This is a genomic window from Paenibacillus sp. FSL R7-277 (assembly GCF_000517965.1).
Classification (GTDB): domain Bacteria; phylum Bacillota; class Bacilli; order Paenibacillales; family Paenibacillaceae; genus Paenibacillus_AQ; species Paenibacillus_AQ silagei.
Genome location: NZ_ASPX01000010.1, coordinates 219,805 through 239,198 on the forward strand (window position 1 = coordinate 219,805; position 19,394 = coordinate 239,198).

The 19,394-nt window shown below is 47.8% G+C and carries 22 protein-coding genes; 19 read left to right on the forward strand and 3 right to left on the reverse strand.

Annotated elements, in window-relative coordinates; translation table 11 throughout:
• Positions 1-12 precede the first annotated feature (12 nt).
• From C173_RS06305 to C173_RS06315, 3 genes are read left to right on the forward strand one after another with little or no spacing between them, the layout of a single operon-like run.
• Positions 13-1,299, forward strand: coding sequence for a B12-binding domain-containing radical SAM protein (locus C173_RS06305; protein WP_036723300.1), 1,287 nt, complete (start codon positions 13-15; stop codon positions 1,297-1,299).
• A gap of 4 nt (positions 1,300-1,303) precedes the next feature.
• A complete protein-coding gene (gene hemW / locus C173_RS06310) occupies positions 1,304-2,602 on the forward strand; it encodes a radical SAM family heme chaperone HemW (RefSeq protein ID WP_036723302.1) in 1,299 nt (432 codons plus the stop codon).
• 15 nt (positions 2,603-2,617) lie between these two features.
• On the forward strand, positions 2,618-3,424 hold the full coding sequence (locus tag C173_RS06315; protein WP_051477856.1) for a hypothetical protein: 807 nt from the start codon (positions 2,618-2,620) through the stop codon (positions 3,422-3,424).
• A gap of 523 nt (positions 3,425-3,947) precedes the next feature.
• Here C173_RS06315 and C173_RS06320 read toward each other — a convergent pair.
• Positions 3,948-4,886 carry a ketopantoate reductase family protein gene (locus C173_RS06320; RefSeq protein ID WP_036723303.1) on the reverse strand — a complete coding sequence of 313 codons (939 nt, stop codon included), beginning with the start codon at positions 4,884-4,886 and terminating at the stop codon, positions 3,948-3,950.
• 147 nt (positions 4,887-5,033) lie between these two features.
• Here C173_RS06320 and C173_RS06325 point away from each other — a divergent pair, with 147 nt between their 5' ends.
• The 3 genes from C173_RS06325 to C173_RS06335 all read left to right on the forward strand — a co-directional run bounded on the left by C173_RS06325 (position 5,034) and on the right by C173_RS06335 (position 7,577).
• Positions 5,034-5,585: a TetR/AcrR family transcriptional regulator gene (locus C173_RS06325; protein ID WP_036723305.1), complete on the forward strand. Its 552-nt coding sequence runs from the start codon at positions 5,034-5,036 to the stop codon at positions 5,583-5,585.
• A 412-nt stretch (positions 5,586-5,997) separates the two neighbouring features.
• Positions 5,998-6,456, forward strand: coding sequence for a RidA family protein (locus tag C173_RS06330; protein WP_036723306.1), 459 nt, complete (start codon positions 5,998-6,000; stop codon positions 6,454-6,456).
• Between the two features lie 317 nt (positions 6,457-6,773).
• Positions 6,774-7,577: a hypothetical protein gene (locus tag C173_RS06335; RefSeq protein ID WP_036723307.1), complete on the forward strand. Its 804-nt coding sequence runs from the start codon at positions 6,774-6,776 to the stop codon at positions 7,575-7,577.
• Positions 7,578-7,610: 33 nt separating this feature from the next.
• Here the strand turns inward: C173_RS06335 and pyk are convergent, their stop codons facing one another.
• Complete coding sequence (gene pyk, locus C173_RS06340) at positions 7,611-9,041, reverse strand: pyruvate kinase (protein WP_036723308.1); 1,431 nt, start codon at positions 9,039-9,041, stop codon at positions 7,611-7,613.
• 139 nt (positions 9,042-9,180) lie between these two features.
• Between pyk and C173_RS06345 the strand changes: the two genes are divergently transcribed.
• Complete coding sequence (locus C173_RS06345) at positions 9,181-10,083, forward strand: LysR family transcriptional regulator (RefSeq protein WP_036723310.1); 903 nt, start codon at positions 9,181-9,183, stop codon at positions 10,081-10,083.
• Positions 10,084-10,187: 104 nt separating this feature from the next.
• Positions 10,188-11,066 carry a PhzF family phenazine biosynthesis protein gene (locus C173_RS06350; RefSeq protein ID WP_036723312.1) on the forward strand — a complete coding sequence of 293 codons (879 nt, stop codon included), beginning with the start codon at positions 10,188-10,190 and terminating at the stop codon, positions 11,064-11,066.
• 178 nt (positions 11,067-11,244) lie between these two features.
• Here C173_RS06350 and C173_RS06355 read toward each other — a convergent pair whose 3' ends face one another.
• A complete protein-coding gene (locus C173_RS06355) occupies positions 11,245-11,613 on the reverse strand; it encodes a DUF6713 family protein (RefSeq protein WP_036723313.1) in 369 nt (122 codons plus the stop codon).
• 218 nt (positions 11,614-11,831) lie between these two features.
• On the opposite strand from C173_RS06355, the gene C173_RS06360 reads away from it, so the two are divergent.
• The 11 genes from C173_RS06360 (at position 11,832) to C173_RS06410 (ending at position 19,384) form a co-directional block, all read left to right on the forward strand.
• Entirely contained in the window at positions 11,832-12,752 is a 921-nt protein-coding gene (locus C173_RS06360) for a helix-turn-helix transcriptional regulator (RefSeq protein ID WP_036723315.1), read from the forward strand.
• A 93-nt stretch (positions 12,753-12,845) separates the two neighbouring features.
• Positions 12,846-13,763, forward strand: coding sequence for a DUF2785 domain-containing protein (locus tag C173_RS06365; protein ID WP_051477857.1), 918 nt, complete (start codon positions 12,846-12,848; stop codon positions 13,761-13,763).
• Complete coding sequence (locus C173_RS06370) at positions 13,760-14,422, forward strand: Type 1 glutamine amidotransferase-like domain-containing protein (protein ID WP_036723317.1); 663 nt, start codon at positions 13,760-13,762, stop codon at positions 14,420-14,422. The genes C173_RS06365 and C173_RS06370 overlap by 4 nt, the downstream gene beginning before the upstream one ends.
• Positions 14,423-14,570: 148 nt before the next feature.
• Entirely contained in the window at positions 14,571-14,882 is a 312-nt protein-coding gene (locus C173_RS06375; RefSeq protein WP_036723318.1) for a hypothetical protein, read from the forward strand.
• A gap of 25 nt (positions 14,883-14,907) precedes the next feature.
• Positions 14,908-15,345 (forward strand): HD domain-containing protein, encoded by a 438-nt coding sequence (locus tag C173_RS06380; RefSeq protein ID WP_036723319.1) that lies wholly within the window; start codon positions 14,908-14,910, stop codon positions 15,343-15,345.
• Positions 15,342-15,911, forward strand: a complete 570-nt coding sequence (locus tag C173_RS06385; protein WP_036723320.1) for a hypothetical protein — start codon at positions 15,342-15,344, stop codon at positions 15,909-15,911. Before C173_RS06380 ends, C173_RS06385 begins: the two co-directional genes overlap by 4 nt.
• Positions 15,912-16,012: 101 nt before the next feature.
• Positions 16,013-16,492: a ferritin-like domain-containing protein gene (locus C173_RS06390; RefSeq protein ID WP_036723321.1), complete on the forward strand. Its 480-nt coding sequence runs from the start codon at positions 16,013-16,015 to the stop codon at positions 16,490-16,492.
• Between the two features lie 495 nt (positions 16,493-16,987).
• Positions 16,988-17,995, forward strand: a complete 1,008-nt coding sequence (locus C173_RS06400) for an HD domain-containing protein (protein ID WP_036723324.1) — start codon at positions 16,988-16,990, stop codon at positions 17,993-17,995.
• 3 nt (positions 17,996-17,998) lie between these two features.
• Entirely contained in the window at positions 17,999-18,193 is a 195-nt protein-coding gene (locus tag C173_RS34160) for a hypothetical protein (RefSeq protein ID WP_155991303.1), read from the forward strand.
• Positions 18,194-18,368: 175 nt separating this feature from the next.
• Positions 18,369-18,839 (forward strand): GNAT family N-acetyltransferase, encoded by a 471-nt coding sequence (locus tag C173_RS06405; protein ID WP_036723325.1) that lies wholly within the window; start codon positions 18,369-18,371, stop codon positions 18,837-18,839.
• Positions 18,836-19,384 (forward strand): HAD-IIIA family hydrolase, encoded by a 549-nt coding sequence (locus tag C173_RS06410; protein WP_036723327.1) that lies wholly within the window; start codon positions 18,836-18,838, stop codon positions 19,382-19,384. Before C173_RS06405 ends, C173_RS06410 begins: the two co-directional genes overlap by 4 nt.
• Positions 19,385-19,394: the final 10 nt, after the last annotated feature.

The following is a 19,394-nucleotide window of genomic DNA, read 5'->3' on the forward strand; positions in this document are numbered from 1 at the left end:
GTGGAGTGAAGCATGAGAATACTGGTGGTGTCTACGAATACGCTGCTGAAGCCGCTGCCGGTCCTGCCTGTCGGGGCGGGGATGGTCTACTCGGCCCTCACCGCTGCCGGATTTAAGGCACGCTTTCTGGATCTGGCTTTTGTGGCTGAGCCGCTGGAGGCGCTCCGCGAGGAGCTGCGGGTCACCGGAGCGGATCTGATCTGCCTCTCGGTGCGCAACATCGATAATCAGGTGATCCAGCAGCCGGAGAGCTATCTCTCTTTCTTACAGCAAGTCATGCAGGTATGCCGTACCTGCAGTTCAGCCAAGGTACTGCTTGGCGGGGCTGCAATGCTGGTAATGCCGGGCGAGCTGGTGAAGGAGCTGGGGGCGGATTACGGCATCAAAGGGAGCGGGGGCGAAGCGGAAGCGGTGCGGCTGGCCCGTGAGATCGAGCGGGGGCAGGCCCCGGAGACAGGTACGGTACGTAATGCAGATCCCGCCTATCATCCGGTGTACAGCCGTATTCCGCCGAAGCCGCTGTTCGCTCCGCAGTATTTTATCCCGAACCCCCGCATCAAAAAAGCCTCGATGGGCTACCAGGCCTCCAGAGGCTGCAGCCGGCACTGCATCTATTGCTCGGAGGGCTACATGAATGCCGGTGCCTGCCGGATTCCTGCGGAGCAGTTCAGTGAAGATATGAAGATCCTGGAGAATGACTATCAGGTGCATAACATCACTTTTGTAGACGGGGTATTCAATCATGAGGTGGAGGAGACGGTAGAGTTCTGTAAGCTGATCGGCTGCACAAGCCCCTCGCTGGAATGGAGCTGCGCCTTGACCCCGGCTCAAGTTACGGAGGAATTGATCCGCTCGCTGAAGGAGAACGGCTGCCGCTTCGTGGACATCGGGGCCGACTCGGGTTCACGGCAGATGCTGCGGCGGATGGGCAAGCAATTCACCACGGAGCAGCTTGTTGAGCTGGGACACCTGCTGGAACACTATCAGCTTCCCTATTCGGTATCGCTGCTGTTCGGCGGGCCGGGAGAGAATGCGGAGACGGTGCAAGAGACGGTCCAGGTGGTCAATCAGATGAACCCTGTGTATATTCTGGCCAGCCAAGGCATTCGTGTCTACCCTCACACCGCACTCTACCATATCGCTCTACAGGAGCAGGTGATCCGGGCTGAGGATAACTTGCTTTTTCCAGCCTACTACCAGTCCAAGGACTACAGCGCTGACCTGCTCACCGATGCTCTGTCCGCATCACGCCACATCTATAAAGATATGCTTATGAATTCAATTGGAGGAAGGACTTGATAGAATGAACAAGCCTGTGTACCCGTTCCGGGAGATCGGGATAGGGCACTATCCCATGGGGAACACACCGGTGTCGCCAGAGGACAGCAAACGGCTGCCGTCACTCATGAACTTGAATCAAGCCGCGGCAAGCTCCAAGCTGGTCTATGTACATATTCCCTTCTGTGACTCGATCTGCCCGTTCTGCCCGTACCCCAAGGCGTTCAACGAGCAGGGAGCCCGCAAGGATTATCTGGCTGCACTGTTCCGCGAGCTGGAGATGTACGGGATGACGCCGCAGATCCGCAATTGCTCAGTGGAGGCGCTATATATCGGCGGCGGGACGCCAAGCGTGCTGGACGAGGAAGAGATTACCGCATTATTCGAGCAGCTACAGGCTACACTTCCTATGCATAATATCGAAGAGATCACATTCGAGGGCAATCCTGCCTCGTTCACCGCTGCCAAGCTGAAGCTGCTTCAGGCGCTTGGGGTGAACCGGATCAGTCTCGGGGTGCAGACATTCAACGATGAGCTGGGCAGACGTCTCGGGCTGCTTCAGACCGGGGAGGATTCCCTGCGGGCGATTCAGGATTCCAGAGAGGCGGGCATCGCGAACGTCAGCCTGGATCTGATGTACAATCTGCCGGGCCAGACGATGCAGGAATGGCTTGAGGATCTGGCGAAGGTAGTGGAGCTGGATATCGGTCATGTCACGCTGTTTCCGCTGAAGATTATTCCCGGCTTCGGTCTGGCGAAGCGCATTGCCAGCGGCGAGCTTCCGGCCTGCGGCGGACTTGAGCTGGAGCAGCAGATGTATATAGAGGCTTGCCTTTATCTGGAGTCGCAGGGCTATTCGGTGGAATCGACTTATGATTTCGTCCGGCCGGGAGGCCATCATGTGTATAGCCGCAAGCATTTTGACGATTACCTGGACCTGCTCTCTGTGGGACTGGGGGCGTTCGGCGATGTGGGCGGGTATGCCTACCAGAATGTGAAATTACTCCCTGAATATGTGAAAAAGATTACATCCGGCGACCTGCCCATTGCTTTAGGCTACGAAGTGAAGGCAGAGGATCTGCCCAACCAGTTCCTGGCGATGGGCTTGCGCCGTACAGCGATTGACCGCCAGCAGTTCCGCCGCAAATTCGGCGTTTTCCCGGAGGAGCATTTCCCCGAGCTGTTTGACAAGTTCGTGAAGGAAGGGCTGGTGGAGATCCGCGAGGACACGATTGCGCTCACGCGTTTCCACGGGTTGTTCTGGGGCAACAATGTATGTAAGGAGTTCTGCGAGGAGCAGATCAAGATGGCTTTTCCAAAATGATGGAGGGGTACTGAGATGAATAGTAAAGTAACCAAAAACGTCTTCTATGAGGATCTTCAGGAGGCCGGGAGGTTCGGGGAACTGGAGCAGCGTCTCATGGGCGAGTCGAACCTGCCGGGACCCCGGGCGAATCTGGGCGCGGCTTCCACCTTCGCGGATGCTTTCGCATCGGACTGGGTGGCCAGCGAAGCCTGGGAGCTGCTTGTGGAGTGGACCGGCAAGACGGAGGCGGAAGCGCCGACGGACGATCCCCGCGAGTTCCTGCCGTTCTGCGCGCTCCAGGCGATGGGCAGCTATTACCGTTATGCGGAGCCTGCCCGCCAGGAGACCATTCTGGAGCGCTGCCGGGCGGCGATGAATGACGCCCGCTGGCGGATGCGCGAGGCGGCAGCGATGGCGCTGCAGCGCATCGGTGAGCAGGACTTCGGCGCGCTCCGCGCCTTGTTCGATGGCATGAAAGGCACGGCTAACGCGCTGGAGCAGCGGGCCTTCGTTGCCGCCCTGGCCCACCCGCCGATGCTGAAGGAGCAGGCCAATGTCCTGTATGCGCTGGAGCTGTCTGAGGAGATCCTGGACCAGATTGCCGCCGGACAGACCCGCTACGGCGCGGAAGCATTCCGCGTTCTCTCCAAAGGTCTGGAGTACGCACTTAGCGTCTTCGTGGAACGCGCCCCCGAGCAAGGCTTCCGCATGCTCGCCAAGTTCGCAGTAACGGATGACAAGCGGATGCAGAAGATCGTGAAGTCCAACCTCGGCAAAGCCCGCCTTGCGAAGAAATTCAGCCAGGATGTGGAGCGCATTCAGGTGTTGATGAATGCTTGATGGGGGAGCGGGGGCGGAATGAGGCGCTTCGTGGGGGATTGGAGGGGCTGCGGCGTAAGGCTCCTGAGAAATACGCTTGTTGAGGGAGCGAACCCGTCTGGTTACCCAACTCTGCTGCTCCATGCTCCTTCGCGGACCTGAGGAACGTTATTTTCAAAGAATGGTTACTTCTTTACCGGTTTGCGGACTGTAGTGCGCTTATTGTCTCTCTGCGAGGCGTTTTCAGGTGGCATATCCATCAATAAGCGCCCTGTAGTCCGCGAATGCTGGAAAAGTTGGATTTTTCGCGAAATAAGGGCCTCTGAGTCCACTTGGAAGAGTGGAAGAGAGCACCATACCGAGGCCCTAGTCAAGTTAAAGTAACAGAGATAGCCGGCCTGCATTCATAAGTATGCGGTCCGGCTTATTTGCAGTGTTTTGTGTTTATGTATTTGTTAATTTGGATGCAGTCGCACTCTACGTGTGTAGAGTGCGTGGATTGAACTCAGAATTACTCTGTTTCGATAAATATCTTAAACCACTCTTATCCCGATACGTCTTCTTTGTGTTGCCCACTGTTTTCCAAAGCCGCAGCAAGCCGCGGCAAAGCTATACCTAATTTTTTCGCTTCCCGCACAACTTCATGTATCGCAAAGCCTGCTTTGCTATTGTTGTATTCCATGAAAAGCCGTGCTAAGCTGCCCTTTGCAAAAACCAGCTTGTTAAACAGCGTGCCGAGCAGTGCCGGCGGGATCTTAGTCAGCAGCAGAGAAGTCGCATCAGCTTTTCCGCCTCTGGCTTTTATTACCGGAATCATCTCCCTCATACTCCTGCCAACATTTGCGAAGGAGTCGCTATGATCCAAGATTGCCGGAAAACTTCCCCGTCTCAACACCTCGGTCTCCATCGCCGCATTCATGGCAAAGTGATTCCATAGCCAGTTTTGCATATCCTTGATCCAACGAATTTTAAAATGGGCACTTTCCAATAGCTCTTTGACCTTGTTATTAATAGTTTCAGTGCCTACCCGTGGCTGTTCCAGAAACAGCATTTTTAAAAAGCCGCCTCTAAGCCTGTTGTCCTCAATGCCACCGCCGCCTCCCGGGAATCCAAAGACGACATTGTTCATAGACAAGGGTGAGATCGATGATTTCAAATCCTGCCAAAGGTTATTAAAGATGAGGACAGGCGTGTTCCCAGCAGTAGTCGATAATAGTTGTGCTGCTGCCGGAAGCTGCTCCGTGTTGACACTTACAATAATGAGGTCATAATCAGGTCGAATCTCCTCATGCAGTTTGACGTTCCAGTGTTCTTTTATGAGCTGTTTCCCTTTTCGTGCGTCCCACATTTCAAGCTCGATGCTGCTGCCGAAGGTTTCTTTTCTCCCTTGTCTAACGTAGAACTCCACTGTATGTCCTGCCTGTTCAAAAGCCCAAGCATATTGGACCGATATGACACCTCTGCCGAAAAATAAAATTCTCATATTAGCCTCCTGAGCCTATATATTAATCCTTGTTGATTATCCAACAACGTGTTGTATAATTTATTGTATAGAAGCGCTATAGGACCATCAACCATCAGATTTTTAAAATCTGTCGTGTAATCGGTGTACAGAACCTGGAGGCCAATAATGAATAAGCAACCTGAAATTACGGATAAAACAAGACAAACCTTCATCAATGTATTCTGCGATTTATATAGCCAGAAACCCATTGAAAAAATAACCATCCAAGAGATCGCTAAGCGATCAGGATATAACCGCAGTACCTTTTATCAATATTTTACGGATATCTATGAGTTGTTGGATTACGTGGAAGAGCGTGTTTTTAGATCCATTAAAGAGGAAATGGCAAGCAGAGAGTTCTCCACACATACCTTCCAAGATGCACTTCAATGCCTGGAGAATGCAGAGGAAATTTCAATCCTGAAAGCCCTCTTGGGCGACTATGGTTCTGTTCATTTTATCGAACATCTGAAAAGAGAAATTCCTTTTGAGCGATTAATTGTCGACCTTCCGGCAAATGAAGCTTTAGCACCCTATATCATTGAGTTTTACATATCCACACTAATGTCGATGTTTCGCCTGTGGATACGGAATGACAAAGATCTGTCGTCGGAAGAATTGGTCAAGCTGATAGATACCCTATTTACTAATGGGATTGGGACGACGGTGATTCCTTAATATGTTAAAATACAACAATGAGATGATGAGGGGGATTGTCCTACAGTAAAAACTCAGATCAGACAGCTAACCGTCCAAGACCGGCCTTTTGTATACTGGCATGTGGGTGGTTCCCGCCTCACGTTAAATATTTCGCCCAAGGAAGATAAAACCACAAAAATCACGCTCATTTTCGCAGTCACTCCACCTGAAGAGGATCGTCACACCTCCCGGGAGTTTTATGATATTTCAGCATACAAAAACAACTCCCAAACCACCATTCATCTAGGCAAACCGAGACATATTTCCGAGCTTGTTCTTTAGTTGGAAAAGATAAAAGGGATGAATTAATCAAAGAGTTTACAGAGAAGTACGCCATACCTTGATACCTTGCTATAATTCTTACATATCTAATGAGTGAGGAGATTGAAAAATGACTGATCAAACAGTGGCTAGTAGATTAGCAACATTAGGAATCGTTCTCCCCCATGCAAGCGAACCGGCAGCCAAATACGCAAATTACGTAAAAGTGAACGGGTTGTTGTTCGTTTCAGGCAAGGGGCCTGCTGGTACGCCTAAAGGTAAGTTAGGTCAGGAGTATACCACCGCAGAAGGTTATGAGTTTGCCCGGCAAACGGGGATTGAGATTTTGGCTGTACTACAAACAGCTTTAGATACACTGGATAAAGTGAAACGGGTCGTTAAAATTCAGGGCTTTGTTAATGCGCTCGCCAGTTTTGAAGAGCACCATAAAGTGCTTAATGGCTGTTCCGATCTGATGCTGGATATTTTCGGAGAAAAAGGTATTCATGCCCGTTCAGTCTTTGGAGCTGTTTCGGTTAGAGACAATCTTCCCATCATTATTGATTCGATATTTGAGGTTGAGGAGTAAAGTTCATTGTAGATATTGATCTGGTGTGGATAACTTCACTGAGCTTACGGGCAGGTTTGCGTAGTAGTTATTGAAAAACGCGGGAACACTTATGATGCTTGGTACCAGCAGCATACAAAAGCAGGTATAACTACATTTAATGAGAGTAGATTTCAAGAACACATAGATACTGACCATAGAGAAACTGAAGAAATCATATACAGGAAGCCCGCTCCCTGCAACCGTCATACCTAAGGTGAGCATCAATGTTACAACACCACCTAGAAGCCATTTCGTGACATGAATTCACAACTCTTGTCTTAATGGGGGGCCGCATTATGAATTTTTGGCCGATGAAATTCATTTCAGTTCTAATTTGTTTTGCAATGACGGTATGCGGATGTGCTGGCTTGAAAAGCAAGGGAACTGAGCATGTTATGGCAAGTGACTTCATTATTCCCCTGAACGTTAGCGAAGTGCTGAAGCGTCCAGAGACTGGGGTTATTAAATATTTTCAGAACCGTCGTGAGGACTTTGATATTCTAGGCCGTTATCTGTTAGAGAATGAAAAAGTGTTCCAGTCTCGGCCTGTCATACTTCAACAAGATTATTCCATAGAGAAGATCCAAGACCCTGAAATTCGACAAATCGTTCAAACATTTTTTCAAGAAGGCATTGTACAAAGGATATCCTCCTTAAATGATAACCCTAGTAAAAGTATTGACTTTTTGTTTGATGCCGAAGACAACTTGTATCAACAAGGCATAACCTACCTCAGCCTACCAGAGATGGCCAAAGGGGATCCTTCGAAATTCAGCTATGTGAATGACTATAAAAATCTGGGCGGCGGCTGGTACTATTATGTCTTCCATTATGACAAACTTAAAAATGAAGATGAGTTTCGGAATCTAGCTTGGGCCCAAATCTCAGACAAGGAAAGAAGCACTTTAACCACGCCGAAAGAGAAAGCCAAAGTGATCCTAGAGTCTGGAAAAAACGTTGGCTATTGGATGGATGACAGAAAGTTAGATGTTGTTGTATCCGTTCAATTTGATACGGAAATGAACGGCCAACTGGGACCGATTACAATGTTTTTTGATCCAATGACCAAAGATTTGATCGGGGGCAATCTGCGTTTCTAATAGGCTGGAGTAAAATGCAAACTCCGTTTTTATTTATATCCCTTCCCCAACTCGGTGAACCCGCAGCAGGTTAGTGGTTCCGGCAAAGCCTACAGGGACACCGGCGGTGATGAGCACCAAGTCGCCATTTTGCACGTATCCGGCAGACCTCGCCAGTTCAACGGCAGCTTCTACGGCTGCATCAGTGCTGGAAGCAGATTCGTCGCGGAGCAGCGGAATTACACCCCAGGTCAAGGAAAGGGCGTGCAGCACGTTCTTCTTTGTGGATACGGCGATGACAGGTGCAACGGGCTTATGCTTGGCGATCATCCGGGCGGTAAAGCCGCTTTCGGTCAGGGCGAGAATAGCTTTGGCGGAGAGCGTGAGGGCAGTGCGGACAACAGATTCGCCGATGGCACCTGTTACGTTGACGGCAGCCTCATTACCCATGCAGTTACAGCGGCCATAGCTCCCCAGGACGGACTCAGCGCGGGCTGCGATGCGGGCCATGGTCTCGACGGACTCCAGCGGGTATTTACCTGCGGCAGATTCACCAGACAGCATGACAGAATCGGTGCCATCAAAAATAGCGTTGGCGACGTCACTTGCTTCTGCACGGGTCGGACGCGGGTGCATCTGCATGGACTCCAGCATGTGAGTGGCGGTGATAACCGGTTTTCCAGCCAGGTTACACTTCTTGATCATGTCTTTTTGAACCAGCGGCACATCTTCTACCGGCAAGTCCACGCCCAGATCGCCGCGGGCAACCATTAGTCCGTCGGCTACGCTCAGGATGGCGTCCAGGTTCTCCAGACCCTCGTCATTTTCAATTTTTGCGATGACTTGGATATCGTCGGCCTTGTGTTGACTCAGAATATGTTTAATCTCGAGAATATCTGCAGCTTTGCGGACGAAGGATTGAGCGATGATGTCGATATTCTGCTCAACGCCGAATTTGATGTGCAGGATGTCCTTCTCAGTTACGCCTGGAAGACTGGTTTTGATGCCGGGAACGTTGACGCCCTTGCGTGGCTTCAGCTTGCCGCCGTTCTTGACGAGGCAGGTAATCTCGGTGCCTTCGGAATTTACGACTTCCAAACGCACTAGACCGTCATCGATCAGGATGCTGCTGCCAGGCTTCACGTTTTGGGGTAACTGCTTATAGGTGACTTGGATGCGGTCCTTCGTGCCGAGCACTTCCTCTGTGGTTAGAACCACGGTTTCTCCTGGTACCAATTCCACAAAGTCCGAGGCCATTTTGCCGATACGAATTTCCGGACCTTTGATATCGAGCAGGACGGCCACATATTGGTTTAGTTCCTTGGCTGCTTCCCGGATGTGGCGGATGCGCTCCGCGTGCTCCTCCAGCTCACCGTGGGCTAAGTTCAGGCGGGCGACATTCATACCGGCTTGGATCAGCTTACGGAGCATTTCGGGGCTTTCGCTGGAGGGGCCGATGGTACAGACGATTTTAGTTTTACTCATGGAATTCTCTCCTTCATTGATAAATTATTTAACCTTGTGAAAATTTTCCCTTATCTTTACAATAAAGCATAACGATTCATCAGAAAAATATATATAATTTCGTTCTTCATCAATTTTGATGTAGGAGGCAGGTCATCTTATGAATCTTCATGCCCTTAAAATATTTCACACCATTTCTGAAAAAGGCGGAGTCACCCGCGCTGCGGAGGAATTGCGGATCAGTCAGCCTGCGGTTACGGCCCAGGTCCGTAATCTGGAAAAGGAATTAGGCATACAGCTGTTAGCCCCCAAGGGGCGTGGTATCTTAGTGACCGATGCGGGTCAGATGCTGGCCAGCCATGCCAAACGATTGTTTGCATTGGAGCGTGAGCTGGATGAGGCAGTGCGTGAATACAAGGCCGGGTTCAGCGGCATCTTGCGGATTGTAGCAACCTATCTGCCCGCTAATCTGCTGCTGCCGGAATGGCTGGCCCTCTACAAGCAAGAGCATCCTTCCGTAGAGGTGGTCTTGAATACTGCAAATTCTCGGGAAGCGGTGGAGGGGCTGCTACAGTACGATGCCGAGGTAGCCGTATACGGAGGCGGCTGGGAGGAGCAACCGGGCATTGAATGGGAAGAACTTCTGGAGGACGAGCTCTGGTTCATCGTCCCGAGAAACCATCCATACGGCGGACAGGAAATTACTTTAGCGGAGATGATGAAGGTTCCCTTCATTCTGCGTGAAGAGGGAAGTTCTACCCGGGAGCGTCTCTTCTCTTTATGCCGGGCTTTGAACGTGAGTCCTCCCAAGGTCGGTCTACAATTTAATGGGGTGAACGAGATGGTGCGGGCCGTCATCGCGGGCTACGGGGCCATCTTCATCTCCTCCCTGGCGGTTAGGGATAATGTGGAACGCGGGGAAGTGGAGCGTGTGATGGTTAACGGCACTTCGCTGCTGAATCCGATTGCCGTCTGTACCCGGAAGCAGGAGGCATTGTCGCCAGCGGCGGCAGCATTTCTCTCACTGGTCCGGGAGCAGTCGAAAGGGTGGGTAAGAAATTAACTGTTCTGCTTGCAAAAGAAGAATGGCACTATTAGGACGTTATAGAGAGAAGATTGCGGTTACGCACATCAGTTTTTCGAAGATAAAGAGAGGACGATCAGAACATGAATGTGGAAGTGTATACGTTAAATGCGTTTGCGAAAGGGGGGCGTGGCGGTAATCCGGCAGGCGTTGTCTTGGAGGATGGCCTTTCTCTGGATGCTGCTCAAATGCAGCTCATAGCGAAGGAATTGGGCTTTTCGGAGACGGCCTTTATGGAAAAATCCCTGCTTGCGGATTACAAAATCCGCTATTTCACCCCCGCCAGCGAAGTTGATCTGTGCGGACACGCCACGATTGCTGCGTTTGGACTAATGCATTCGCTGGGTTTGTCAAAGGCAGGGACCTCCTATTCGATTGAAACCAAGGCAGGGATTCTGGATGTCGATATTAGCTCCGAGGGTCTTGTTTATTTGTCACAGGCTTTACCTCAATTTCTTGAAAAGATATCCTGTGAAGAAATCGCCCCATCTTTGGGGATGGACGCCGGGGATCTGGAAACCGGGTTGCCCATCCAGATTGTTTCGACGGGCTTGCGGGACATTATGATCCCGATCCGCAGCAGGAAGCTCTTGAATGAGGTTCAGCCAAATTTTGATGCCATAACCGCCATCAGCGAAAAATATGATGTAGTTGGATATCATCTGTTCACGATGGATACTCCAGACGATGCTGCTGCGGAATGCCGGAATTTTGCGCCGCTGTACGATATTCCCGAGGAGAGCGCGACAGGAACATCCAACGGTGCCCTGCTCAGCTATTTGTACCAACATGGGCAACGATCCTTGCGGGAAGTAGAGAATGTCATGTTCAGGCAAGGGTATTCGATGGATTGTCCTTCTGAAATCAGGGCAGGACTGCGCCTAAGCGAGAGCGGTGAAATCAATCAGGTTCGGGTTGGCGGTGCAGTGGCTGGCATTGAACGAAGACATATCATTATGTAAGCGGAATTAAGCCACCATACCATAGGGGGCAAGAAATGAAGCTCTCAGACAAAACAAGTACATACCATTTGAAGACATCCATTTGGTTGCTAACCAGCGAAGTGATTAAGCTAACTGGCAGGATAGTTGAAGCGATTTAATGTGACTATATGTGATGGCTGCAAGTTAAGCGAGAAAATCACGGATTCGCAATCAATAATAAATGGACAGCGGCAATAATTCCCATCGGATAGATGATGAAACGAGAGAATGTATTCTTAAATTCGTTGCGGGAGTGCTTTTCGAAAAAAAAGTGCAGGATCGCATGGATCATGAGAAAGATATCTAGCACCCAAAACGTAATCGTCTGATATTGGCTAAAAAGTAAAGCGAGTATGATGGTGTACAGGGGGAGATGGATAAAGGTGAACACTTTATAGGCTTTTGCATCATCCATATCTTGTAGAACGAGAAATAGTTTCCATTCCGAACGTCGAATTGCATCCATTTCGTGCAGCAGAAATAAAGACAAGTTAAACAAGAATAGTAACAACAATAAATCAGGCATATCAAACCTCCCAAAATTGTATAACAAATGTTTAATACAGATCAATGAATATGCACATTAAAATGTTAATACGTAAAGCTGTTGGAAATGTAGCAAGAAAAGTTATATCTGTCTAACTTGAATCCGTTGTCGATAATGAATAAGGTGTTTCCCAAAGATGTAATATGAAAAAAATCCCACCCAGAGGAGGAGACGTTACTTAGCGTCACACACCAATCATGCGAGTCAATCGATTACTCTCCATGCTGCTGATCATCTCCGGTCAAGGTACGGTAACGGGCAAGGCGCTTGCTGAGCATTTCGAGGTATCCTTGCGGACGATCTACCGGGATATCGAGAAAATAGGCGAAGCCGGAATACCTATTGCATCGTCCAGCGGCAAGGGTGGAGGATACTATATTATGGACAGCTATAATATAAGCAGCCTCTTTTTAAACCGGGATGAAGCTCATACGTTTGTAGCTGTAATGAAGAATTTACACGGCTTGTTTGGCCGAAACGAAGCTTTCAATGACATCCTGCTCAAGGTGGAACATACCTATAGGCGGGAGCCGGGTAAGGATAAACTGACTCTGGATCTGTCCCATTTCAGCATGGAGCAAGAGATTAAGGAGTACCTCGGGATCATAAGCGAGGCCATCACGGATAACAGGCTGCTAGTGTTCGATTATATCAACAGGGATATGGAATACCTGGAGCGAACGGTAGAGCCGGGCTGGATTGACTTTCGTCACGGCCATTGGTATGTGGTCGGATTCTGCCGGGTCAGAAAGGACTACCGCAGATTTAAGCTCGTGCGGATCAGGCAATTGGAGCAGGGGCTGCCGTTTGAAAAAAGAGAGCTGTCGGCAGAGCGGATCGCCGATGTCATTGAGCACAATTATTCGCAGGCGGGCATACAGGTTGTGTTGAGATTCACTTCGCGAATTGGCGCGCAGCTTTCCGAGTATTTTGAGAAAGAGAAGATTAGCCGGGGTGAAGATGGCTTCTATCTCGTTACGGATACATTTCCTCATGAGGAGGGTCTGCTGAAGTTCATTTTAAGCTTCGGCAAGGAGTGCGAGCTGCTGGAGCCTCGTGAATTACGGGCGGAGCTGCAGCAATATATGCAAAATATGCTTCTATCCTACAATGACTGACCCCCTGGTGTCAGTCATTGTGTTTTAAAGTAGTCATATCGGCTGGAGAAATACATAACGCCGCTATAACTGGGTTAGGAGTGAACCGACTAAATGAAAGCCTGCATTTTGGACGAAGATGTCAATGAATGGGGTACGAAGGACACGCGTACAGAGCTGATACACAAGCTGCACAGATTGGAGGAAGAACAGTATATCCTGCGAGAGGGAGAAAGCATCCAAGACTTTACCGATCTGATGCTGCGGCATATTGGTGACCCGGAGCCTGAGCTTCGTGAGCATATTTATTCTACCTTTTACATATGGCTGAAGCGCGATAATAAGTTCACAGATGAGGAAATGCGGCATCTATTGACTGTCCTGATGGACGACCGGTATTTGTTCTACCGGATTGGAAGCGTGGATGACCACAGCGTACTCACCAGGGCATTCGCGGTTCTGCCGATCGCTCTTATTATGCAACGGGACAGGATTCAACCATTCTTGACGCCAAAAGACTTCCAGCATCTAAAGCGCTCGCTGCTTCGCTACTATCAGGAGGAGAAGGACCTGCGCGGTTATCTGGCAGCCGAAGGCTGGGCTCATGCCGCAGCTCACGGGGCAGATGCCCTGGAGGAGCTGATCCGCTATAAGGAAAGTGACATTGAGGTGCAGCACGAGGTGCTTATGGCGATTACAGGAATGCTGCATAACGGTGTCCGGATTTTTGACGAGGAGGAAGACGAACGTATGGCTAACGTTGTGGACACGATGATCAGTGAATCGCTGCTACCACAGCAGGAGATTGCCGACTGGATTCATAGTTTGGCGCAGTGTATGGAATGGCCGGATACACGCGCACAGAGAGTTGCCAGAGTGAACGGGAAAAATATGGTGCGCAGCCTGTATTTCAGAACACTTGCCCGGCATGACGGGAATCATCGGAGACTTACCAGCGCCATGCTGGCGGCTGAAGCTAAATTAAACCGCTTTAACGGGGCAAACCCTGCATATGGAGGTGATGAAGCTTGAGTACTCACTATTATTTCAGTTGGTTTAATGATTGTTTGCCAGAGAAGCTGGTGGAGTGGCTGCAGGAGGATCTACAAGACAGACAATCGCTTGTTATGATCAGCGCTCAACCCTCTGATTATGAAGACGGGCAGATTCACTTTGAGGATATAACGGAATGGACATGGCTCCATCAGGCTAATCTTATGTTTAAGGAGAACCATTTCATCGATTACCGCATGCCGAAGGATGAGGCCCGGCAATGGATTCAGAACGCGTCGGTCATTTTTTTATGCGGCGGAGATCCTGTTCAACAGAACAACTTTTTGGCGGAATATGAATTAACCGATGTGATTAAGAACAGCAATGCCGTTATCTTGGGGGCCAGCGCCGGTTCGTTGAACATGGCTGCCAAATGGGTAACCTCGCAGAGCGCCGATCATACAGTTGAAATAGATACGATTCAGAATGGGTTGGGATTTGATCCGTTTGCCTATGAATCTCATTCAAAACGCGATTACGCCTCGTTCGTTCAAGGTTATCTGTTCCCCTTATCGGAGGAGATGGACGTATATGCGGCAGAACAGGAGAGTGCTATGCGTGTGAAGGACGGCGCAATCGAAATAATGGGACCGGTATATTTAATATCCCGCTCGAAGATTCAGAAAATAAGTGTATGATTACGAGTTAGTATGCGAAGCAACGACGGAACCATTGAAATACAGTCAGAGATTGAAGCGTTGCTTTTACAGTAAATGAAGCGGAAGCCTGTGACTGTGTTTCGATGAAATATATTATGGAATATATGAATTAAGGGGTAGTATGCTAATGATAGATGATGTCGTTAGAAAAAAGGTAGTTCAGATTCTCAATGATATGTTAAATGGAAAGACAAATATTATTGTTGGGTGTCATGAGCTAGATACTTTATGGATTCAAGGACACGATTTTATTGGAATAGACTTCGGGGATCATTATACCAATTTATCTCATATTCCATTACCTGCCCAATATAAGTTGTGGAACAAAGATGCTTTAAGGGAAAGACTAAATGAACTTGAAGCATATAAGGCTAATGTGCTATATACAGCAAAGTTATTGTTAGAAGAACTTAATGAAATAGATGATAATTATGACTAGGTGACATTGAGGAGGAACCATTAGAATGGACTTTAGGTTAAGACTGGATGGTGCTTTAGACGAAATATATGAACCGCTATGGCAGTTACGGATTCAGCTCGCTGATGAAGAAAAAGCACTGCTCCGAAGCAAAAAGGTGCGGCGGCTTCATTACATTCGGCATGGAGGAGCTTCTTTCATCAATACCCACCATACCTACAGCCGCTTACAGCATACGTTAGGTGTATTTGCGCTTACAGCGCATTTTGAGCCGGATAATCGTACGTTGCGGGCAGCTGCATTGCTGCATGATATCGGACATGCGCCTTTCAGTCATACACTAGAATCCCTCCCAGGCGTGGATCATCATCAATGGACTCAGGAGGCCTTGTTCTCAGAGGAGATCGTTGGCATCCTAGCCCATGCGAATATTCGTACGACAGATGTTATGACTATATTGATGGTTCGAAGCGTAGCCTCTTGAGGAACAAGGACGGAATTCTTCATGCAGATCATCTGGACTCCTGGGTCAGAAGTGCATTTATCAGCGGTTATCTGCCTATTTCGACTGATGTACTTTTAGAAGCGATGAGATATAGAAATGGAAGTCTCCAGTTCACACTGGAAGCTGGCAAGCAGGTCACCGAGCTCATATGGGAAGAAGCACGCATGCACGCTTCCCCGGCTAATATCGGCATAAACGCGATCATGAGGAAATTGGTTGGCCGCTTAATACATAAGGATGAAATTGAAGCAGCAAAGTTGCCGGCCATGACGGATACACATATTGAGCAGTTGCTTTGTAGTGATCCAGACACATGGGAAGAGTATGAGCAGTTGCTCATGGAATCATGGCGAATTTGCGTGTCGCGGGAAAAGCCAGCTTTTCCAGTGGAAACGGCAGTATTAAGTAAGCTCTATCTTGCAATGCCGCTCATCCAGGGTGTTGTGATTACTGAATATTCAGATGAATATTCGCAAGATTGTCTCGCTACGATTAACCAGCTTACAGAGCTGCTAGGCACATACTACGTTTGGTGGGAGTGTTAATCTAGGAACTGTGCATTAAACCTTTCTTCGAATAATCACATACTGGGCTTATGTGCATATAATTGATGATGTGATTATTTGCATTTCTGGAGGTTTAGCTCATGCATAGGATTTATCCGTATTGGTTTAGATCACAATTCGTCCCCGTTTGGGCCACTACAACACAAGAAGCACTTGAATTAATGAGGAATGCCGTACAAGGTGAACGAAATGATGAACTTTTTTATGATCAACTCATCAGACTTGCCCCGAACCAAGAACAAGTTGAAGTGATTACCTCTATTCGGAATGATGAAAGAGGACATAATCAAATGTTCCGACAAATGTATAAGGAATTAACAGGGCATGAAGTAACAGGAGTTAGCAACGAACCTCCGGATAATGTTAATTCTTATATTGCCGGGTTGCAACAAGCCTTCCAAGGTGAATTATCTGCTGTTGAGAAATATCGAAAGATATGGTTCGGTCTTCCGTACGGCATTTACAAGGATACTCTGTATGGCATTATTCTGGATGAGCAAAAACATGCGACTAAATATAACAATCTCCTGCTACAAAACTTAGCTGCAAATCAGTTCTGATCCTACGCACGAAGAGGCCTCTTCTCTCACAGGGAGTGGAGGGGCCTCTTTACTGATTAATACGCGTCTAGTTTTCACTGGCCGTATCTGGTGTAGAGTACATAAAAAATTCTCTTTCTGCTAAGCCCTATCTTCGTACTGTGCAGTATGTGGACATCAGATCAAGTTAGCATGATATAATAGGTTAATTACTTTTTTTGAAAATGAGGTTAAAATATGAAAAACGAAAAGAAGGAAAATCAAAATATATATAAATGGATCTCCATAATTAGTATTATATTAATACCTCTCACTGCTGGCATCGTAATTGTATTCGATATTAATCGAGGTCCAATGCAATTTCTTATTATGACTTTAGGTCTTTTATGCATCTCTTGGATAAATTGGTCAAAGTACAAAGAGAAATCTAATTCGTAAATACTTCTACTTCACAGTTTGCGTCTACTGTTCACTGGTCCGTATCTAGAATTTAAGAACACAGGAGGAAACCTTGGAATGGACTTTCGGTTGAGACTTGATGGTGCTTTAGATGAAATCTATGAACCTCTATGGAAGCTCAGGATTCAGCTCACTGATGAAGAAAAAGCACTGCTCCGAAGCAAAAAGGTGCGACGGCTTCATTACATTCGGCATGGAGGAGCTTCTTTTATTAATACCCACCATACCTACAGCCGCTTACAGCATACGTTAGGTGTATTTGCGCTTACAGCGCATTTTGAGCCGGATAATCGTACGTTGCGGGCAGCTGCATTGCTGCATGATATCGGACATGCGCCTTTCAGTCATACACTAGAATCCCTTCCAGGCGTGGATCATCATGAATGGACGCGGGAGGCCGTGTTTTCACAGGAGATCGTTGACATCCTAGCCCGTGCAAATATTCATACGACAGATGTTATGGACTATATTGATGGTTCGAAGCGTAGCCTCTTGAGGAACAAGGACGGAATTCTTCATGCAGATCATCTGGACTCCTGGGTCAGAAGTGCATTTGTCGGCGGTTATCTGACTATTACAACTGGGGAACTTTTAGAAGCGATGAGCTATAGAAATGGAAGTCTTCAGTTCACACTGGAAGCTGGCAAGCAGGTCACCGAGCTCATATGGGAAGAAGCCCGTATGCACGCTTCCCCGGCTAACATCGGCGTAAACGCGATAATGAGGAAACTGGCTGGCCGCTTAATACATAAGGATGAAATTGAAGCAGCAAAGTTGCCGGCCATGACGGATACACATATCGAGCAGTTGCTTTGTAGTGATCCAGACACACGGGAAGAGTATGAGCAGTTGCTCATGGAATCATGGCGAATTCGCGTGTCGCGGGAAAAGCCATCTTTTCCAGTGGAAACGGCAGTTTTGAGTAAGCTCTATCTTGCAATGCCGCTCATCCAGGGTGGTGTTGTGATCACTGAATATTCAGATGAATATTCACAAGACTGCCTCGCCACGATAAACCAACTTACAGAGCTGCTAGGCACCTACTACGTTTGGTGGGAGTGTTAAGATATGACGAATCCAGAGAATTTAACTTGCAAAGCATGTGGAAGTACTACCTTTGTAAAAGGTGAAGTGAACGCAGTGGATGCTAGAGTGATGCCGATCGGTAAAACTTTTTCTTTTGGCTCCCCGGTTATCTATACATTTTGTAAAAAGTGCGGAGAAGTAGCCTCCATTAGAATTAAAAATCCGGATAAATTTTGATTATAACATTTCGTAATCAAATTTAATGAAGAGTGAATTTATATTGATATTCTTTAAATTAAAGCCCCCAAGTTCAGGCAGTTTAGTTTAGTTTTATTCAACTTCCACCTGGTTTTTAAAGATGCCTGTTTGTATAATTATTCCATACACGGCTAGCCAAGAGGAGAAGTGAATTATGCACATACAGACAGAACGCCTTAGCATTGCTGCTTTTAACCAAGAAAACTACATAAAAGTATCAGAAACCTATTGTATCAGAAATCATATCATTAACTATTTGGATAATCTTAAAGGGGACCCTGAATTATTAGGCTGGGGTGCGTGGTTTGTGACCTTAACGGATAATCATCAAATTATCGGTGACATTGGATTCAAGGGAAAGCCCGATCATCAAGGAATTGTAGAAGTTGGATTTGGCCTTATTCCTGAGATGCATAATAAGGGGATAGCCACTGAGTCGGTAGGAGCTATTATAGAATGGGCCTTATCTTCAAAAAAAGTCCAAAAAATTGTGGCTGAATGTCTTATCGATAACATTACATCTATCAGAGTTCTGGAGAAATTGAATTTTACACGAACTGGAATAGAGAACGGGATGATTAACTGGGAATTAGTAAATGATCAATTTAGAGGTGATTCCGCGTGACCCTTCAAGCTGTATTTGTGGATCGAGATGGGACCTTGGGCGGGAACGGCCATTTCATTCACCCCAGGGATTTTGAATTATACCCATACTCATTAGAAGCATTGCAATTACTCAAAGAACATGGAATTCCTATTATCGCCCTTACAAATCAGCACAATATATCGAAGGGGCGGGCTACAGAATTAGACTTTAGGAATGAATTTGACAGTTACGGATTTGACGCCGCATACATATGTCCGCATGAACCCGAAGACGGCTGTGTATGCCATAAACCGCAACCTGGAATGCTTCAGCAAGCGGCAACTGATCATGGATTAGATTTAACCCGGTGTGCGGTGATTGGCGATGTGGGTTCGACTGATATGCTTGCAGCGGCAGCAGTGGGAGCCAGAAGAATTCTGGTAGAGACAGGCTGGGGGATGCAGTCTTTGGATAAATACCGTCACCTGTGGTATGAACAGGCAGAACCAGATTACATCGCGAAAGACCTTCTGGATGCGGCAAAATGGTTGGTTAGCACAATAAAGCGGACCACGCCTGAGTAGAACTGCGTTG

Bases quoted from the DNA above. Each gene is read 5' to 3' on its own strand.
- C173_RS06305 (WP_036723300.1), top strand. From the start codon at position 13: ATGAGAATACTGGTGGTGTCTACGAATACGCTGCTGAAGCCGCTGCCG.
- hemW (WP_036723302.1), top strand. From the start codon at position 1,304: ATGAACAAGCCTGTGTACCCGTTCCGGGAGATCGGGATAGGGCACTAT.
- C173_RS06315 (WP_051477856.1), top strand. From the start codon at position 2,618: ATGAATAGTAAAGTAACCAAAAACGTCTTCTATGAGGATCTTCAGGAG.
- C173_RS06320 (WP_036723303.1), bottom strand. From the start codon at position 4,886: ATGAGAATTTTATTTTTCGGCAGAGGTGTCATATCGGTCCAATATGCT.
- C173_RS06325 (WP_036723305.1), top strand. From the start codon at position 5,034: ATGAATAAGCAACCTGAAATTACGGATAAAACAAGACAAACCTTCATC.
- C173_RS06330 (WP_036723306.1), top strand. From the start codon at position 5,998: ATGACTGATCAAACAGTGGCTAGTAGATTAGCAACATTAGGAATCGTT.
- C173_RS06335 (WP_036723307.1), top strand. From the start codon at position 6,774: ATGAATTTTTGGCCGATGAAATTCATTTCAGTTCTAATTTGTTTTGCA.
- pyk (WP_036723308.1), bottom strand. From the start codon at position 9,041: ATGAGTAAAACTAAAATCGTCTGTACCATCGGCCCCTCCAGCGAAAGC.
- C173_RS06345 (WP_036723310.1), top strand. From the start codon at position 9,181: ATGAATCTTCATGCCCTTAAAATATTTCACACCATTTCTGAAAAAGGC.
- C173_RS06350 (WP_036723312.1), top strand. From the start codon at position 10,188: ATGAATGTGGAAGTGTATACGTTAAATGCGTTTGCGAAAGGGGGGCGT.
- C173_RS06355 (WP_036723313.1), bottom strand. From the start codon at position 11,613: ATGCCTGATTTATTGTTGTTACTATTCTTGTTTAACTTGTCTTTATTT.
- C173_RS06360 (WP_036723315.1), top strand. From the start codon at position 11,832: ATGCGAGTCAATCGATTACTCTCCATGCTGCTGATCATCTCCGGTCAA.
- C173_RS06365 (WP_051477857.1), top strand. From the start codon at position 12,846: ATGAAAGCCTGCATTTTGGACGAAGATGTCAATGAATGGGGTACGAAG.
- C173_RS06375 (WP_036723318.1), top strand. From the start codon at position 14,571: ATGATAGATGATGTCGTTAGAAAAAAGGTAGTTCAGATTCTCAATGAT.
- C173_RS06380 (WP_036723319.1), top strand. From the start codon at position 14,908: ATGGACTTTAGGTTAAGACTGGATGGTGCTTTAGACGAAATATATGAA.
- C173_RS06390 (WP_036723321.1), top strand. From the start codon at position 16,013: ATGCATAGGATTTATCCGTATTGGTTTAGATCACAATTCGTCCCCGTT.
- C173_RS06400 (WP_036723324.1), top strand. From the start codon at position 16,988: ATGGACTTTCGGTTGAGACTTGATGGTGCTTTAGATGAAATCTATGAA.
- C173_RS34160 (WP_155991303.1), top strand. From the start codon at position 17,999: ATGACGAATCCAGAGAATTTAACTTGCAAAGCATGTGGAAGTACTACC.
- C173_RS06405 (WP_036723325.1), top strand. From the start codon at position 18,369: ATGCACATACAGACAGAACGCCTTAGCATTGCTGCTTTTAACCAAGAA.